This is a genomic window from Methylophilus glucosoxydans (assembly GCF_042676145.1).
In the GTDB taxonomy this organism is placed as follows: Bacteria; Pseudomonadota; Gammaproteobacteria; order Burkholderiales; family Methylophilaceae; genus Methylophilus; species Methylophilus glucosoxydans.
On sequence record NZ_JBHTJW010000002.1, the window covers coordinates 1,070,833 to 1,087,812 of the forward strand.

A 16,980-nucleotide genomic window follows, 5' to 3' on the forward strand; every position below is an offset into this window, starting at 1 on the left:
CTATGCTAGAAACGCAAAAAGTGTCGTTGCCCCCCATTCCCGCCAAGCGCTACTTCACGATTGGTGAAGTGAGCGAACTATGCGGGGTGAAGCCACACGTCTTGCGTTACTGGGAACAAGAGTTCACTCAGCTCAAGCCTGTCAAACGCCGCGGCAATCGTCGCTATTACCAGCATCACGAAGTCCTGCTGATCCGTAAAATTCGCGAACTCCTATACGAGCAAGGCTTTACCATCAGTGGCGCCCGCAATCGCCTGGATGGTGTGGAAGAAAAAGCAGATAAACCGCGCAGCAACACCGAATCAGCGGTTTCAAGCAGTCCACAATCTCAGGGCTTGATGGCAGAAGAAATATCGCAATCCGCTATTGATGTGGCGGCGCTTAGAGAACAAATTCAACAAGTGCTGCAATTGCTCAAAGTGCCTGCATAAGCGCACAACGTAGCCATAAAAACCGCATATTCTGCTTAGCGAATATGCGGTTTTGCTTTATAATGCCACCTTCTTTTTCAAACGGTTTTATCGTTTGATTTTGAATCTTCGGGGCGTAGCGCAGCCTGGTAGCGCACTTGCATGGGGTGCAAGGGGTCGCGAGTTCGAATCCCGCCGTCCCGACCAAACACATATCCAAGGTGGTTCAATACCATCCAAAGAATAGCCTTGAAACGACCTTTCAAGGCTATTTTTACGTATCAGCCATCCAAAGTAGTTCATTGATATCCACGAGTAAAGTGGGGTAAGTGACGGGGTAACAACACTTGGCCCCAGTGTGAGTTACCTCAACATTAGCAAGTGGTGGCGGCTCTAGTATCGCTTTGCAGCAAAAGAAAAGCTGCTTTCCCTAGGTACTTATCCAGATATCTCCCTATAGCAAGCCAATCAAGAGCGTGAAGAAGCCATAAAGCTAGTGGCTGAGGGCATGGATCCCAGCTTGGAGCAGCAGCGGAGCTGAGGCTTTTTATTGGGTTCAATCCAAGGGTCAGTTTAATTCGACAGTGTTGGTGGGGGAGTACTTTTTAAATAGTGATTCTGATTGCATCCAATCATCATTTGCAGTTCATCCTGGCTTGTTTCTGCATGCCTCAAGTCTTAAGAGTACTGCAGCACCTAATACTGAAGATTTACGTCATTTCAAGCTGTCAACAAGGTTGATCATGTGAGGAGATCAAACTCTCTGAGGCTGCGAAGATTGCGGCTTTAAGTCTGATCCAGATCGTCTTGGTTGTGCAATTAAACTGCGAGATCGGGGGTAATGGTTACGGGTACTTGAAGTTGTTGGCTGATGGTCCCAATATGGCGGGCCAGGGCTTCGTTGAGTGGCATCGGGCGGTTTAAGTAGAAGCCTTGTGCATAGGCGACGCCCATTTCTTTGAGGCAGTCCAAGGTGGCTTGGTCTTCAACATATTCTGCAATGGTCTTGATTTCCATGGATTGGGCAACGCTTTGAATGGCTTTGGCCATGGCTAAGTCTACCTTGTTGCTGGTGATGTCTTTGACATAGGCACCATCCATTTTGAGGAAGTTGACGGGCAGGTGCTTGAGGTAGCTGAACGAGGACATGCCGCTGCCAAAGTCATCCAGCATAAAACGTGTGCCCATTTTTTGTAGTTCTTTGATCAGTTTGATCGTGTTGTCGATATTGATAATTGCCGAGGTTTCAGTAATTTCAAAGCAGACATGGCCGGGCGAAATCTCGTAGGTTTCAAAGCAGTTTTTGATGTAGGGCAGTAGCTGTGGATCTCCAAGAGACATGCCCGAGAGGTTAATGCTGACAATAAACGGTTTGATGCTGGATTGCAGTTTGAACAGGGGTTGTAATGCCATAAAGGCATGTTGAATGACCCAGCGATCAATTTTGGTCATGAGATTGTAACGCTCTGCCGATGGCAGAAACTCGGCAGGCGGGATAATGCCGCCGTTTTCGTCACGCTTGCGGATCAGGATTTCATAGAAGGGGGGCAGTTCTTTTTGCTGTAGCGGAAAAATACCTTGGCAATACAATACAAATTCGTTGTGTTCGATGGCTTCGTTGATGCGCAGTACCCACTCCATTTCTGCATGGCGCTTGAGCATCACGTCATCTTCATTATGGAACAGGTGAATCTGGTTGCGGCCGTTGTCTTTGGCAACGTAGCAGGCGGCATCCGCATGGCGCGTAATCTGGCCAACATCCTTGAGGTCTGCGGTGATTTCAACGATGCCTATGCTAATGCCTGTTTGAAACAGCCGACCTTCGTGCATGAAACGAAAGGCCTCGACCATTTGCCGCAGTTGTGCAGCAATTTCAATGGCTTTTTCAACCTGGCAATAACTCAGTAACAAGCCAAATTCATCGCCACCCAGGCGGGCAAAGGTGTCTTCGGCACGAATGCGTTGGCTCAGTATCATGCTGATCTGCCGTAGCATTTCGTCGCCCGCCAGGTGACCGCAGGTGTCGTTAATGACGCGGAACTGGTCGAGGTCCATGTAGCAGAAGACATGATTGGCACGATGCTGTTTGACGTCTTGCAAGGCTTGCTGCAACCGTCTTTCGAGTTCCTGTCGATTGACCAGCCCGGTTAAGGCGTCGTGCCGCGCCTGATAACGCAATTGCGCCTGTGCATCTTGAATGCGGTGACGCATGTCTGCCTCGACGTGCTGCATCTCACGCGAGATCTGGTTGATTGTACTTTGTAAGGATTTGATCTCTGGCAGGGTGTTTTTAACCTGGCTGACCTGCTGGCTACCGATCACAAAGCGCTTGAGTGCCGCGGTCATATCGCGAATTGGCTGACTGATAGAGCGGCTGACCCAGCTGACAAGGATGGAACACAAGATCAGGGTCAGCGTGATATAGCCGACATTTTTAATAAATGCCTGCCTATGGTCTTCGATGAGGGCGGCTTTGTCTACGGATACAAATACATACCCCAAAAGCTGATGCGCGGGCGTGGTGGAAAACACTTTCACCATGGTGATGTCGTGCGTGGCTTGCTGCATCACCATCGTGTCTTGCTGGAGCAGGCCGTCTTGCATAGTGAAGACTGCACCTACATTGGCGATCGGTTGTTTATTGGCGTCTGCAATGATCAGTGAAAGATAGGGCTCGCGGTTAAGCTGGCTTGCCTTGAGCAAGCGATCAATATAAGGCTTGCCATGTAATTGATCTTGATTATGGATGACCGCAGACAAAAATTTTGCAGTGGTCAAGGCATGCTGACTGAGTTTTTCTTCTTCATGTTGCAGTTGTTCTTTAAAGTCGAACAACAGAAAAATGCAGGAAAGCGCGAAGACGGGGCCGATGACTAGAAGCAGTAGTCTGGACTGTATACTCAGGTTTTGGAAGAATTGCATGGATTCCAGGTCAAATACTAAATAACATCAGCACAAATACAAATGGGTTGCACTGCCGTCGCCGGTGATTCATGACATCCCCCCCAATTTCGTGTATAAGTTTAATGTTTGTCGCTGCAAAAATTGCTTACTCACGCGTGTTCAGCCTAGGTTTGACTCGTTCCGGTGACATCCGCAAGCATTCAAGTTTTCGATTCGTTCTAGTGTATTGGTTTTCTCATGATTCAGCAAATTTATATCACAGATTACTTGTCTGGAGCGGCTGCGCAGCCTGTTGCGCAAGTTGAATCACTCTTGAATCAGTGTCCGTCGTTGCAATATGCAAGCTGGCAAACAGTTGCACAGCCACCCTTAAATGCCTTATTTACGCAGTTGGTCGCGCCTGATTCCCGCGCACCACACGCTCCAGTCAGTCGCGTATTGTCGTCAAGAGTGGAGGAGACTGTCCTGCCGGCCTTTTGTCTGCTGCCTGTCCATTTGGCAATGCGACGTGATACGTTTAGTTTGCAGTCAATTGTGCCCTTGTCGTCAGCGATTTATCAAGCGCTCACAACGCGGCTACAAGCCCATTTTGCAGCAGATTTTGAGCTGCATATTGATGCAGGTCAGCGGTACTGGTGGGTACAACCTTTGCGACAGGTTCAGGCACAGTGCCGCTGGCCACAGGATTGTTTGTTTCAGCAAGCCATGCACTGGCAGCCGCAAGGGCCTGATGCCGGCCTGATCCGGCAATGGGCCAACGAGATGCAAATGCTGCTGCATCAACTGGCCACCGAGCCATCCATGGCTGACTGGCCAGGAGCGCTCAACAGCCTTTGGTTTGCCAGCGTGGGCCCTGTGCCAGATTGGCAGCATGGGTTTGATTTGGTTGCCGGGCAAGGCGAGGTCTTTGCTGGGTTGAGTGCCTTGCAATTACCCAGATGCAAAGCGACCACGCTGGCTGAGGTGATGCAACTGCCGCGTACACAACAGGCGCTGTGGATCACCGATGAACTTGAAACGCTGGATTGGCCTGCGCTCAACCAGGCCTTGCAAGCTGGCACGCTTCAAGCACTTCACATCGTGCTCCCGTTTGCTGAACGCAGTGTACAGATTCATTACCAGAAACGTCCGCGCTGGCAGTTCTGGCGCAAGCCCACCACGTTAAACAAACTATTGCAGCAACTCGAGCAATCGCTATCTTCCGCCACTGAGCAAGCGGGATTCAACCCATGAAGATTCAACAGAGAACTTATGACATCGCTGCGCTGGAAGGCTTGCAAGCGCAGGGCTTGCCGCCATTGATGGCGAGATTGCTCGCAGCGAGAGGCGTGACAAGCGCTGACTGGGGCTTGCAAGACATGCCGCATCTGCTTAAACCGGAGGCCTTGACCGGCGCAGCGGAAATGGCAAGGCAATTGGCTGATGCGATTGCGCAACAACAGCGCATTTTAATCATCGGCGATTATGACGCGGATGGTGCAACAGCGACCAGTGTTGCCATGCGCGGCTTACGCATGATGGGCGCCGAGGTCGACTTTCTGGTGCCTAACCGCTTTGAATATGGTTACGGACTCACGCCGGAAATTGTCGCACTGGCGGCCACGCGGCAGCCGCAGGTGCTGCTGACCGTGGATAATGGCATCGCCAGTATAGGCGGCGTGGCCGCGGCCAAGGCACTGGGCCTACGTGTTCTGATTACCGATCATCATTTGCCCGCCGAGCAAACGCCTGCTGCAGATTGCATCGTGAATCCCAACCAGCGTGGCTGCGGTTTTCCTAGCAAGCATCTGGCTGGCGTCGGCGTGATGTTTTATGTGCTGATTGCCTTGCGTGCTGAGCTCAAGCAGCGCGGCCAGTTGGCTGAAGACCAAGTTCACTTGGGGCGCTTGCTCGATCTGGTCGCGCTGGGCACCGTCGCAGACCTGGTGCGGCTGGATGCCAATAACCGTATTCTGGTTAGGCAAGGCCTCAAGCGTATCCGTCAGGGCCAAGCCTGCCCTGGCATTCAGGCCATTCTTAAGCTCGCCGGGCGTGATCCGCAACAAGTGAGTGCGCAAGATCTGGGCTTTTATGTTGGCCCACGTCTGAATGCTGCTGGTCGCCTGGATGATATGACCATCGGCATTCGCTGTTTGCTCGCCGAGACCCCGCAAGAAGCCATGCAATATGCGCAGCAGTTACATCGCCTCAATGCTGAACGCAAGCAGATTGAAGCCGAGATGCAGTTCGACGCCATGGCTGATTTGAATCAGGACTTTCGTCCAGAGCAGTACACGATTAGCGTATTCCAGCCAGACTGGCATCAGGGGGTCATCGGTATTCTGGCATCACGCATCAAAGAGCGTTTTCACCGCCCCGTCATTGTCTTTGCCGATGCCGGAGACGGCTTGATTAAAGGCTCAGGCCGCTCTATCGCCGGCTTGCATTTGCGCGATGCGCTCGATTTGGTCACCAAACAGCAACCCGATCTCATCGTCAAATTTGGTGGCCATGCCATGGCGGCCGGCTTGAGTGTCCGCGCTGAAGATTTTGCACGCTTTCAGCAGGCATTTGAGCAGGTCGTGCAAAGCCTGATCAGCGCAGAAGTCTTGCAAGAGATGCTGGAAACCGATGGCGGCCTTGCGCCAAATGAGATGTCTTTGCACACGGCAGAATTACTGACCCAGCATGTCTGGGGCCAAGGCTTTCCGCAACCGGTGTTTTATGATCAGTTTGACGTCTTGTCACAAAAGCTGCTGGCAGAAAAACATTTAAAACTGCGCCTGCAAAAACATAACCAGCAATTTGATGCGATTTATTTTCAGCACGCTGAACCGTTGCCAGAACAGGTCGCACTGGCATACTCGCTACAAGTGAATGAGTACAACGGTCACCGCAGCGTGCAATTGCAAGTGGTGCATGCAGTCGTTTGAAGAAACTTGGTGATTCAAATAAGTGAAAGTAACCAATAGCTTATGTGAAATTAAATTTCGAAATATATAGTTTCTTTGCGCCCAAGAAATAAATATGAAATTTAATAGAGATAGAGTTGATTAGTGAATCCTAATGACGAATTTTTCAGTAATCAACTCTGCTTAATCGACTGACTTTACTTATTTCAACGGCAGGTAAATATCTGTGATGAGGTCAGCTTCAGCAATATCCGGCAGTAGATTCAAATAGTGAAAGTAAAGAGGAAAATCACGTAACTCTTCACCACTCTTGGGCAGCCAATCTCTGTATATTGGGTAAATTGATTCCCCGAGACGGGCGTGAGAACCTAAATGTCTAACCACTGCGCAACGACCACCAGGAATCGTTTTAGTGACAATTCCGTAGGAGTTTTCTGGAATGTCACTTTTCACTTCTCCTCCAATATCAAAACGAAACTGCATAGGCTCGGTTGTGTCTGGATTATCGTATGCAATACCGAATGTCCTACTCGTGTTTTTGGGAGATAAGCCGGTTTCTTTGCGCCATTCGATGAATTGACTCACTGCGTTGTTTAACTTTTCTACAGGGCCAATATGTTCTTTGACTGCAATGCGTGTCATTTCAACATTTATAATATCAACCTTCACTTGGTTATTCCTTTCTGGTAACCGAAAATCAAATACCTTGTGCCAACTATCCCAATCTGGATTTTTTCTAAAAGCAGATGGGGATTGTCCAAATGTGTTTTTGAAAGCACGGGTAAATGACTCTGGGGTTTCAAAACCGGCATTCAGTGCGACATCAATAATTGTTACTGAATCTTGAAAAGCGACCTTAAACGAAGCTTGTTTTAATCGAAGCAGTAATACATACCGAGCGACATTAATACCTACATAATCGGCAAATTGCCGATGGAAATGGAATTTAGAGAAGTGAGCAATAGCGCAAAGTTGATCCACATTTAACGGCTTATCAAGATTATGCTCAATGTAATTGAGTACCTCTTGAAATCGTGCAGCGTACAACTTTTCTTTTTGCTTGTTCATGTTTTTTCCTTATCCACGAACAGGAGTATGCTTATTTATATGAAGTAAAGCCTGACGAAAATTGCTAACTTCACAATATTTTTTATAAGCTGATTTCAATCTTGGCGCAGGCTTGTACATGTCAACAACCCAGCAAGCGTAACCTGTACCAAGTAGGGCGACACTTGCACAAGGCGCAGGGCGCTGAATGTTACTTTGCTTTAGTCAACAGTCATTGGAATCTAAGTAAAATGAAGCTTTCTTTATCATTACTCAACGTCAGTTCAATGACCCAAGCATTTGCCCAACTGTCTGTCCTAAGCATAATGCGATACCAGCCGTGTTGCGTCTTAGTTTACGCACTAAGTGCGAAATGCATATGGTGTAAAGCCTCTAATTATCTTGCTAAAGCCGCTGGTATCATTTCTGGGTAGGGGGCTGTGGCTACGTTAAACCAGCTTTAGGCCCTTTACCCTAAATCAGTTAAAATAGAGCCTTCATTCAAGAGGTTGAAGTATGGCCCGTCCGTTTAAAGCTCCCAAAAGTCCGATTCGTCCGCCACGTGCGCCCAAAGTTACTCCGCCCGCAGTAGAGGACGGCGAAGAAGGGGTGCCTGCGCCGCGTGAAGGGCAGCGCTTGCATAAACTGCTGGCGATGGCCGGGTTTGGCTCACGTCGCGACATGGAGGCTTTGATCGAAACTGGCCGCATTACCATTAATGGCCAGGTGGCGCAGGTGGGCGCGGTGGTCGATGAGCATGATGTGGTGCGCATGGATAGCAGGATTCTGCATCTGCCGTTTGAGGCAGAGTTGCCGCAGGTGTTGCTGTATCACAAGCCGGAAGGCGAGATTGTGAGTCAGGATGACCCGGAAGGGCGTGCGACGGTATTTGACAAGCTGCCACGCATCAAACAGGGCAAGTGGATTGCCGTGGGGCGTCTGGATATGAATACCAGCGGTTTGCTGATGTTTACTAACTCCGGCGAGTTGGCCAACCGGTTTATGCATCCACGCTATGAGGTGGAGCGCGAATATGCGGTGCGTATTCTGGGGGAACTGACTGAAGAGCAGATGGCGCAACTCAAACACGGTATTGAGCTCGAAGACGGCCCAGCCAACTTTGAAAGTATTTTCCCTAACGGGGGCGAAGGCGCCAACAAGTGGTATCAGGTGGTGATTAAAGAGGGCCGTAACCGTGAAGTCCGTCGCCTGTTTGAGGCATTTCACCTGCCTGTGAGCCGCCTGATGCGTGTGCGTTTCGGCCCAGTTGCGTTGCCGCCCCGCCTCAAGCGCGGCACCATGCTCAAGCTGGAACAAAAACAGGTGGTGGCTTTGCTGGAGTGGGCAGGCTTGCCTGTGCCGCGCAAACCGCTCAAGCAAATGAGCCCGCATGACCGTGACCGTGCGACGCGCGTGTTTACGCCTAAAGTACGCAAGCAGCGCCGTAGCTTGCTGGATACTGTGAATAATCCCGTTGATACGCAGCAAGAGCGTCCTGCACGCGCGCCAACTGGCAACCGTCGTATTCGTCAGGATTCAGATTTGAAGCAGGCCTCCATGCAAAATGCGCGTATCAATAGCGGTGCTAAAAAACGCACTGACCGTAATCGGGGGCGTGGTTAATCTGCGCGTCGTGTGTTGACGGAAAAGCCGATCGCATGACTGACAGTCGTATGCAAGAATCTCTGGTCACGCATCGATATCCGCGTGTGCTGTCCATCGCTGGCTCTGATAGTAGTGGTGGTGCCGGGATTCAGGCCGACCTCAAAACATTCTCTGCCCTTGGTTGCTATGGCATGACGGCCATTACCGCGCTGACGGCGCAAAATACGCAAGGGGTGCGCGCTATTCATAGCGTGCCGGTCAGCATGTTGCGTGACCAGATTGATGCGGTGGTCGAAGATATCGGTGTCGATGCCGTCAAGATCGGTATGCTGCATTCTCCTGAAGTGGTGGAGGCGGTGGCCCAGGCGCTGGATGCCCATGGTCTCAAGCAAGTGGTGCTGGACCCGGTGATGGTGGCAGCCAATGGTGCCAAACTGATTTCTGATGAGGCGATTGCCGTGCTGGTGTCCGAGTTGTTTCCACGGGCTTTGGTGGTGACCCCGAATCTGGATGAGGCGTCGTTGTTGCTGGGCCGTCCGCTGACGCAAAGCGATGCACTTGCCGAGGCCGCGCAAGCCTTGCTTGCACAAGGCGCACATGCCATCCTGCTCAAAGGGGGGCATCTGCCTGGCCATGAAGTGCTGGATATTCTGGTGCAAGCCCATGCCAATGGGCAGGACAATGTAATCCAGCGCTTGCATTCAGTGCGTATTTCTACCCATAACTTGCATGGCACCGGATGTACGCTTTCATCCGCGATCGCTGCCTATCTTGCCTTGGGCTGTAACCTGTCAGAGGCTGTGTTGGCGGCCAGAACCTATGTGCGCGGTGCCTTATATGCGGGCTCGCATGTGCGCACAGGCGAGGGCGTCGGACCACTCAATCATGGCTTTGCACCCGAAGCAATGAAGGTTTACGGCGAATAGCGTTTAATCGCTACCAAGCCAAGAAGAACAGCGTAGACCTCAGTATTGCTGTGTGCTTGCTCGGATAAAACGTTAGTCAGTGTGCAGCCCGGCTTCCAGCAAGTCCTCTTTAGTGAGCATGAACACAAACTGGTCGCCGCCGCTGGTATCCAGCCAGGTAAAGGGTAAGTCTGGATAGGCTTCATGCAAGGCGTCACGGTTGTGGCCGATTTCTACCACTAGCACGCCGCCATCATTCAAATATTCAGCTGCCTGCGTCAGCAGGACGTGGGTATGGTCCAGCCCGGCAACACCGCTGCCCAAAGCCAGTTGCGGCTCTTTGCGGTACTCTTCTGGTAACTCAGCCATGCTAGGGGCATCTACATAAGGCGGATTGCTGATAATCACGTCATATTTACGGCCCTTGAGCGCGGTAAACATATCCGATTGCACGGCTTGCACCTGATGCTCAAGGCCGTAGCGCTGGATGTTGATATTACAGACCTCAATGGCATCCGGGGAGATATCCACCACATCAATATGCGCATTGGGAAAGGCCTCGGCCAGTAACACGCCCAGGCAGCCCGAGCCGGTACAAATATCCGCCGCGGATTCCACCATTTCCGGAAACTCTACCCAGGGCTGCAAGCCATCTTCAAGCAATTCGGCAATAAATGAGCGTGGCACGATGACCCGCTCATCGACGTAAAACTTGAACCCGCGCAGCCAGGCTTCATTCACCAGGTAGGCGGTTGGCGTATGTTCTGTGACCCGCTTGTCGATCAAGGTTGCCAGGTGCTGGCTTTCCTCTGTGGTTAAACGCGCATCCAGAAAGTTATTCAGGGTGTCATGCGGCAAATGCAGTGCGCTCATGATCAGCCAGACAGCTTCGTCATAGCTGTTATCGGTGCCATGACCATAAAAAATGTCAGAGTTTTCAAAACGGCTGACGGCATAGCGCAGCCAGTCGCGGATGGTGTGTAGGTTAGTTGTCATGGTTTTAATTTACCGCCGATAAACGCAGATAAACGCCGATACGAAGAGGTGTCGATTCAGAACTGATTGACGATTCTCTTGATATCCACTTTTGCTCTGCCAAAATTAATAAGTAGGCATACTTTCAAATGGGTCGCTTTAAGGTAATTCATGCATTGTGACTGGTGTTCTGGTGAGAGTGCATTGCATGCTTTCAATTCTAAAATGATGCATTCATTCACCAAGATGTCGACAAAATACTCACCAACCATAGTATTTTTGTAATAAACCGCGACCGGATATTGAGCTTTTGCAGTCAGGCCTGCACTCCTCAATTCCAATAGCAGAGCATTTTCATACACTTTTTCTAAAAAACCACACCCAAGATAGTTACTGACTGCATATACACAACCGATAACTCTACCGGTGAGTGCGTCAAGTGCCAGTCTTTCTTGATCGGCGTTCATTAGCGTTTATCGGCGGTTAAATCAACCCAGCAACAATAATTCCATGGTGCGCTTATAGGTTTCTTTGAGTGGCTCAATATCGGCCACGGCGACGCATTCGTTCAATTTATGGATGGTGGCATTCAACGGCCCGAATTCAATCACTTCTTTGCAGATATCGGCAATAAAGCGCCCATCGGAGGTACCGCCAGTGGTAGACAGCTCGGGCGTGACCCCGTAACTCTGCACAATCGCGTTGCTGATAGCTTCTACCAGCTTGCCGCGTGGCGTGATATAGGACTGGTTATGTTCCCAGTCCAGGCTGTATTCAAAGCCGTGGCTGTCCAGAATCGCGTGGACGCGCGTACGCAAACTTTGTTCAGAGCTGCCTTGCCCATCGACTTCAGGGCAGTAGCGGAAGTTAAACAATATCTCGACATGCCCAGGCACCACATTGGTCGCGCCGGTGCCGCCGTTGATGTTAGAAATCTGCCAGGAAGTCGGCGGAAAATATTCGTTGCCGTTGTCCCATACGGTTTCAACCATGTCTTTAATGGCCGGAGCTGCCAGATGAATCGGGTTTTTCACCAGATGCGGATAGGCAATATGGCCCTGAATGCCTTTGACGATGAGTTTGCCGGACAGGGAGCCGCGTCTGCCATTTTTAATCATGTCACCGACCACTTTGTTGCTGGTGGGCTCACCCACAATGCAGTAATCAAAGCTTTCGCCGCGGGCTTGCAACGCCTCCACCACTTTGACGGTGCCCTCAATCGCAATACCTTCTTCATCTGAGGTGATCAGCAGGCCAATCGAACCAGGATGGTCAGGATGTTCGGCGATAAATTCTTCGATGCTGGTGATAAACGCAGCGAGCGAGGTTTTCATGTCTGCCGCGCCGCGTGCATACAGCATGCCGTCTTTAATCGTAGGCTCAAACGGTGGCGTATGCCATTGGTCCAACGGGCCAGTGGGGACGACATCGGTATGGCCGGCAAACACGATCAGTGGGCCGGTGGTGCCGCGTCTGGCATAAAAGTTATCGACCTCGCCAAAACGCATGCGCTCAATTTTGAACCCTAGTGGCGCCAGGCGGGCAATCATGGCCTCCTGACAGCCAGCATCTTCTGGCGTCAGCGAGCGGCGTTTAAGCAAATCAATGGCAAGATCCAGTGTTTTTGACATAGTGGTTATTCTTGAGCAAACAGTTGGCGGTAATCGGCTTCATTAAAACCGAGGGCGATGATTTTATCGGCGTTGACCAATACCGGGCGTTTAATCACCGAGGTTTTGGACTGCATCAGGGTAAGTGCAGAGGCAGCATCTACTACGCTATTTTTTTCCGGTTCGGCCAAATTGCGCCAGGTCATCCCGCTGCGGTTCACCAGTTTTTCCCAAGGATATTGTTGCAGCCAGGCTTGGCCGGTGACGCTATCCAGGCCCTGTTTCTTGAAGTCGTGAAATTCGTATGCAATGGCGTGTTGGTCCAGCCAGTCACGCGCTTTTTTGACGGTATTGCAATTGGGGATGCCGTATAGTTTCATGGCTGATCATCAAGCTAAAAAACTTATTTTACCAGCCACGGCAGATGGCGTCGCCATTTATTGCGGTGTTCACATAACCTCAGAACAGGTTTTGGGTTGCTGACTGCGATTGCAGTTTGCTAAATAAATCAAACAGGTATTGTTGCTCTACCGGTTTTGAGAACAGGAAACCCTGCATTTGGTCACAGCCGATGTTGACCAGCGCTTTACGCTGCTCCTCGTCTTCCACGCCTTCGGCGACGACGTTCAGATTGAGGGCATGCGCCAGTTTGACGATAGCCTCAACAATCGAGAGCGAGGTGTGCGAAACCGCCACGTTTTTGGTGAGGGAGCGATCCAGTTTGACTTCGCTGACTTCCAGGTCTTCTAAATGTGTGAGGCTGAACGGATGCAAGCCAAAATCATCCAGCGAGATTTTAAGGCCCTGCTGTTTAAATTGGCGCAATGTGTCCTTGAACTGGCCCTGATGATGAATGGCGTTAGTTTCAGACACTTCCAGAATGAGGTTGCGGGATTCTACGGCATGCGCTTCAAGAATCGATTGAATCAGCGCGCCCAACTGTTTGTTGCGGAACTGCTGGTTGGACATGTTGACTGAAATGCTTAGGTCTATGCCGCGATCGCGCGCCTGGCTAATTGTGCGGCAGGCCTGGGAGATGACCCAGGCATTGATTTCTTCAATCATGCCAAAGCGCTCAGCCGCTTCAATAAAACTGTTGGGGGAGAGCAGTCCGCGCGCCGGATGCTGCCAGCGTAACAGCGCTTCGGCGCCATGGACCATGCGCGTGATGGCATCCACTTTGGGCTGAAACAGTAGCCTGAACTCTTGCTCGCTAATGGCTTGCTTGAGCTCAATACGGGTTTGTTGCATCTCGTCAGAGGCTTGCTCGATCTCGGCATCAAAGAATCGATACTGGTTTTTGCCGTTTTCCTTAGCCTTGTACATGGCGGCGTCTGCATTCAGTTTGAGTTTTTGCAGGTTGCCGTCTTGTGGATACATCGATACGCCCACCGAGCACGAAATCTCAATCACGTGATCTTCAATCACAAAGGTTTCGCGTAACGCATCCACCACACGCTGAATCACGGTGACCACGCTCTGGTGATTTTCAATCTCACTCAATACGGCAATAAACTCGTCGCCACCCGCACGTGCCACATAATCACAATTGCGGATGGCATTGCTGATACGCTTGGAGACTTCAATCAGCAGCAAATCGCCAATATGGTGACCAAACTGGTCATTGACCGGTTTGAAGTGATCCAGGTCGATATAAGCCAGGGCCAGCGATTCCCCGTTACGATCACAGCGCTTGGCACTCAGGATCAGGTGCTGGTTTAAAGCATCCCGGTTGGGCAGGTGTGTGAGCGGATCATAGGCCAGGAATTTTTTATTGACGGTTTGCGTATTGCGGAAGGTCAGTTTGCTTTGCGCTAGATCGATATTGCGCTCATAAAAAATCACCAGAATAAACGAGGTGATAAATAAAAAGACCGGGACCAGAACCAGCAGCAGCATTAAATAATTATCGGCTTGATCGCTGGGCTGCCCAATCAGCATATTGTTATGCACAATACTGAGGTTGATGGCCGTGTGCGAGGCCAAAAAACCCAGTGCAATTTCTATCGAAAACATCCACTTCAAACGTTTTTCGAGTTTGCCGCTATAACCTTTGAGCCAGAGGATGGTGACAATTGCCAGGGCCGCGGTCAGGCAAGCCAGGAACAGGGAAAACAGGGCGGTCCAGCTGTCTATGCGGATATTGATGGCCCCGGCACTGATCTGATAAAAATAAGACAGCAGGTAGCCACTGATGCCGGTGGCCGCAGAAGCGGAGAGCAGATCACGTAAGGGCAGTCTTTTTTTATGGACCGTTTTGAGGATAGCGGCCGCCAACAGATAGCTGCACAGCATGCAGCCAATCAGGTCGATAGGATGTTGGCTAACCTTAGGGATATTATCTGCGAGAAACTGGTAGCCAGCATGCAGGCTGAAGATACCAGCTGCCATGACGACGGCATATTTTTTGAGCATGAAGTCATGCTCTTTGGGAGTGGCAACACGCAAACGATCAACCAGTTTGAACGCAAAAAAGCATCCAACGACGCTGGATGTAAAGAGTGCGACCAATAGCATTTGCGTTGTTATCATAAGTAATTGCACGTTTATTTTGATTGTTTAATGTGTGGCACGACTACTTGTTCTTTGTGCTTGCTCTGTATTGCTCATTGCTTTACTGCTGGGATTGCTCGGACTACTGACTCTCCAACGGGTTAACACTCAACTATTCAAGAATGCTCACGCTGTCTTGCTTGCGGGACATCTTTACGGTAATGAGAGTCACTCCTTTATCGGAACCGGCGCGCAATAACTTGAGCATGCCGGTTGAAGTGACTCTTTATTTTATGTCGCCAGGCGTATTAAATGCCGCGCAACAACTCGTTGATGCCAACTTTACCCAAGGTTTTGGCATCCACTTTTTTCACGATGACGGCGCAATACAGGCTGTACTTGCCATCGCTGGAAGGCAGGTTGCCTGAAACGACCACAGAACCTGCAGGCACGCGACCATAATGCACTTCGCCGGTTTCGCGGTCATAGATTTTAGTGGATTGGCCGATGTAAACGCCCATGGAAATCACGCAGTTGTCTTCAACCACCACGCCTTCAACCACTTCTGAGCGCGCACCGACGAAGCAGTTATCGCCAATGATGGTTGGACCGGCTTGTACAGGTTCCAGTACGCCACCAATGCCAACACCGCCGGATAAGTGCACATTTTTACCGATTTGTGCGCAGGAACCTACGGTTGCCCAGGTGTCTACCATGGTGCCTTCACCAACGTAAGCGCCAATGTTGACGTAAGACGGCATCAAGACAGCATTTTTTGCAATGAAAGAGCCTTTGCGCACAATGGCGTTAGGCACCACGCGGAAGCCACCTGCCTTGAAGTCTTCTTCGGTGTAGTTGGCAAATTTTGGATCCACTTTGTCGAAGTAGCGGGTGACGCCATCATCCATCAAATAGTTGTCTTTGAGGCGGAAGGACAGCAAGACCGCTTTTTTGATCCACTGATGCGTTTCCCATTGCTGGCTATCGCCAATCCGGGTAGCCACACGCAGTTTGCCCGCATCCAGATCATCCAGAATAGAAGCCACGGTGGCTTTGACGTCTGCCGGAGCATTGGCAGGGTTGATGTTGGCGCGGTCTTCAAAAGCCGCTTCAATAATGCTTTGACGTGGATCCATAATCTTCTCTTGTTCGATTGAAAAACAGTAAACCCGAAATTTTAACCTAATTTTGAAAGGGCAGGGGCCGTCGATGAAAGACGGCCCTTTACGCCAGCACTTACTTGCCTTTGGCAGCTAAGTAGAGCGGCATGACCTTGGGCACCAGTGCCTGCAGGTCTTTAATACGGTTTTCACTGGAAGGGTGCGTACTTAAGAATTCCGGGGGCGCTTCCTTGTTGGCCGCCATCATTTTCTTCCATAAGCTGACTGCGGCTTCCGGGTTGTAACCGGCGCGCGCCGCCAGCTCCAGCCCTATGCGATCCGCTTCACGCTCCTGTTCACGGCCATTGGGCAAGGAGAAGAACAGCTGGCTGCCCATACTGGCGCCTTGTGCCGCCATATTGCCCGCGGTGCCGCCTATGTAGGCAGCGAGTGCCTGTAAACCGAACTGCTGAACATAGGCTTGTGACATACGCTCACGGCCATGCTCACGCAAGGCATGCGAGATTTCGTGGCCAATCACCGCGGCTAACTCATCATCGGTGGCATTGAGTTTTTCGGCCAGACCGGAAAACACCATGATCTTGCCGCCAGGCATGCAATAGGCATTGAGCTGGTCATTTTTTTCGACATTGATTTCCCATTTCCATTTGGTGGCATCTGGCCGGAACACGCCGACCTGGGCGATCAGGCGGTGAGAAATGGTAGTCACGCGATTCAGCAAGGCCTTATCTGCGTTAAGGGTATGGTTCTTTTGCGCATCTTGCAGGGTTTGCGTATACGATTGCGCAGACATTTTATCCACGGTCGCTGAGGGCAACAGCAAGAGCTGGCTACGCTGTACGCCCGAGACGCTATTGTTGGTGGTGCTGGCGCAGGCAGACAACAAGGCGCACAGGCAGGCGATTCCCAGGGTTTTAATGGTCGGCATGTGTTTCTCCTCTTGTTTCTAGGTCACGTATTGGCAGTGACCATTCGTTTTTATGAGCATTCCATTCAGTTGCTGCGATCAGTCTACCCAT

Annotated in this window: 14 protein-coding genes and 1 tRNA gene; 6 read left to right on the plus strand and 9 right to left on the minus strand. The window is 50.8% G+C overall.

All coding sequences use genetic code 11. The features are described from left to right. Positions 1 to 2 precede the first annotated feature (2 nt). On the plus strand, positions 3 to 431 hold the full coding sequence (locus tag ACFQ1T_RS07810) for a MerR family transcriptional regulator (RefSeq protein WP_194748228.1): 429 nt from the start codon (positions 3 to 5) through the stop codon (positions 429 to 431). A 109-nt stretch (positions 432 to 540) separates the two neighbouring features. Then, positions 541 to 617 (plus strand) — tRNA-Pro (locus ACFQ1T_RS07815). Positions 618 to 1,229: 612 nt separating this feature from the next. Here the strand turns inward: ACFQ1T_RS07815 and ACFQ1T_RS07820 are convergent. Beyond that, positions 1,230 to 3,332 carry a bifunctional diguanylate cyclase/phosphodiesterase gene (locus ACFQ1T_RS07820; RefSeq protein ID WP_379075455.1) on the minus strand — a complete coding sequence of 701 codons (2,103 nt, stop codon included), beginning with the start codon at positions 3,330 to 3,332 and terminating at the stop codon, positions 1,230 to 1,232. Between the two features lie 219 nt (positions 3,333 to 3,551). On the opposite strand from ACFQ1T_RS07820, the gene ACFQ1T_RS07825 reads away from it, so the two are divergent. Together ACFQ1T_RS07825 and recJ are read left to right on the plus strand one after the other, a co-directional pair. Further along, positions 3,552 to 4,547 carry a hypothetical protein gene (locus tag ACFQ1T_RS07825; RefSeq protein WP_379075458.1) on the plus strand — a complete coding sequence of 332 codons (996 nt, stop codon included), beginning with the start codon at positions 3,552 to 3,554 and terminating at the stop codon, positions 4,545 to 4,547. Next, positions 4,544 to 6,226, plus strand: coding sequence for a single-stranded-DNA-specific exonuclease RecJ (recJ, locus tag ACFQ1T_RS07830; protein ID WP_379075461.1), 1,683 nt, complete (start codon positions 4,544 to 4,546; stop codon positions 6,224 to 6,226). Before ACFQ1T_RS07825 ends, recJ begins: the two co-directional genes overlap by 4 nt. 180 nt (positions 6,227 to 6,406) lie before the next feature. On the opposite strand, the gene ACFQ1T_RS07835 is transcribed toward recJ, so the two are convergent. Further along, the gene (locus ACFQ1T_RS07835) at positions 6,407 to 7,273 is read right to left on the minus strand and encodes an AraC family transcriptional regulator (protein ID WP_379075464.1); all 867 of its coding nucleotides are present in this window, start codon (positions 7,271 to 7,273) and stop codon (positions 6,407 to 6,409) included. 495 nt (positions 7,274 to 7,768) lie between these two features. Here ACFQ1T_RS07835 and rluB point away from each other — a divergent pair, with 495 nt between their 5' ends. Together rluB and thiD are read left to right on the plus strand one after the other, a co-directional pair. Next, the gene (gene rluB / locus ACFQ1T_RS07840; RefSeq protein WP_313988459.1) at positions 7,769 to 8,875 is read left to right on the plus strand and encodes a 23S rRNA pseudouridine(2605) synthase RluB; all 1,107 of its coding nucleotides are present in this window, start codon (positions 7,769 to 7,771) and stop codon (positions 8,873 to 8,875) included. A gap of 35 nt (positions 8,876 to 8,910) precedes the next feature. Beyond that, on the plus strand, positions 8,911 to 9,783 hold the full coding sequence (thiD, locus tag ACFQ1T_RS07845; protein WP_228518763.1) for a bifunctional hydroxymethylpyrimidine kinase/phosphomethylpyrimidine kinase: 873 nt from the start codon (positions 8,911 to 8,913) through the stop codon (positions 9,781 to 9,783). Between the two features lie 72 nt (positions 9,784 to 9,855). Here the strand turns inward: thiD and prmB are convergent, their stop codons facing one another. The 7 genes from prmB to ACFQ1T_RS07880 form a co-directional block, all read right to left on the minus strand. Beyond that, positions 9,856 to 10,758, minus strand: a complete 903-nt coding sequence (gene prmB / locus ACFQ1T_RS07850; protein WP_379075468.1) for a 50S ribosomal protein L3 N(5)-glutamine methyltransferase — start codon at positions 10,756 to 10,758, stop codon at positions 9,856 to 9,858. Positions 10,759 to 10,814: 56 nt separating this feature from the next. After that, entirely contained in the window at positions 10,815 to 11,204 is a 390-nt protein-coding gene (locus ACFQ1T_RS07855; protein WP_275355863.1) for a GxxExxY protein, read from the minus strand. 21 nt (positions 11,205 to 11,225) lie between these two features. Next, positions 11,226 to 12,368 (minus strand): succinyl-diaminopimelate desuccinylase, encoded by a 1,143-nt coding sequence (dapE, locus tag ACFQ1T_RS07860; protein WP_379075471.1) that lies wholly within the window; start codon positions 12,366 to 12,368, stop codon positions 11,226 to 11,228. A gap of 5 nt (positions 12,369 to 12,373) precedes the next feature. Then, on the minus strand, positions 12,374 to 12,727 hold the full coding sequence (locus tag ACFQ1T_RS07865) for an ArsC family reductase (protein ID WP_194748214.1): 354 nt from the start codon (positions 12,725 to 12,727) through the stop codon (positions 12,374 to 12,376). 79 nt (positions 12,728 to 12,806) lie between these two features. Beyond that, on the minus strand, positions 12,807 to 14,879 hold the full coding sequence (locus ACFQ1T_RS07870; RefSeq protein WP_379075474.1) for a bifunctional diguanylate cyclase/phosphodiesterase: 2,073 nt from the start codon (positions 14,877 to 14,879) through the stop codon (positions 12,807 to 12,809). Positions 14,880 to 15,148: 269 nt separating this feature from the next. Next, a complete protein-coding gene (gene dapD / locus ACFQ1T_RS07875; protein WP_194748213.1) occupies positions 15,149 to 15,976 on the minus strand; it encodes a 2,3,4,5-tetrahydropyridine-2,6-dicarboxylate N-succinyltransferase in 828 nt (275 codons plus the stop codon). Positions 15,977 to 16,076: 100 nt separating this feature from the next. Then, complete coding sequence (locus ACFQ1T_RS07880; RefSeq protein WP_313988443.1) at positions 16,077 to 16,889, minus strand: M48 family metallopeptidase; 813 nt, start codon at positions 16,887 to 16,889, stop codon at positions 16,077 to 16,079. Positions 16,890 to 16,980 lie beyond the last annotated feature (91 nt).